This is a genomic window from Aminobacter sp. P4_D5 (assembly GCF_056401815.1).
Genome location: NZ_JBFUIP010000662.1, coordinates 1 through 736 on the forward strand (window position 1 = coordinate 1; position 736 = coordinate 736).

Consider the following 736-nt stretch of genomic DNA (forward strand, 5'->3'; position numbering starts at 1 on the left):
CGCCAGCCCTCCAGCCCCTTGCGCAGTAATTCCAGGATGCCCGGCTCGAAGGCCGGCAGCCCCGTGTCGAGCCAGAGGCGGGGCGTGCGCGGCGGCGGGAAGCTGGCCGCCAGGGCAGCGCCGATTGCGCCGGCATCGGCCTCGGTCAGCGGCAGGCCGGCGCTGGCCGCGAGCACCGCCGCCATTCCGGATTGCCCCCCCTGTTCGTAGGCCTGCTCGATCACGCCGGCATAGGCGCGGGCAATGCCGACAGGATCGAGCTCGCGCAGGGCCCAGTCCCGGGCGGCACGGCCCATGGCAGCGCGCTTGGCTGCGTCGTTGCGGACCTCATCCAGGGCCTCGGCGAGATCGGGCAGCTCGGCCTCATCCGGAATGAGGCGGGCACCCGATCCCTCCAGCTCCGACAGCGAGCCGTGACGGTTCGCGACCAGCGGCAGGCCGGCCATCAGCACGTCCTTCACCGCTCCCGAGGTCTCGCCGCGGCTGCCGCGGCGCAATTGCACGGCCATGTCGCAGGCGGCGAGCCAGCGGCGGTAGTCCTCCACGGCGAGGCGTCCCGTGACGGTGACGCGCGAGGCGAGGCCGAGGCGGCCCGCCTCCTCCAGCACGGCGGGGCCGGCACCCTCCTCGGATCCGCCGACGAACACGAGCCGCGCGGCGGCGTCGCGCCTCGCCAGGGCGGCGAAGCCGGAGAGGATCCGGTCGGGCAGCTTCTTCGGCGTCATCAGCCCGAAGG

Annotated in this window: 1 protein-coding gene; it reads right to left on the reverse strand. The window is 74.3% G+C overall.

Going from position 1 to position 736, the window contains the following annotated elements:
• A partial coding sequence (locus tag AC1DWF_RS34175) for a glycosyltransferase (RefSeq protein WP_476842923.1) occupies positions 1 to 736 on the reverse strand: 736 nt, incomplete at both ends.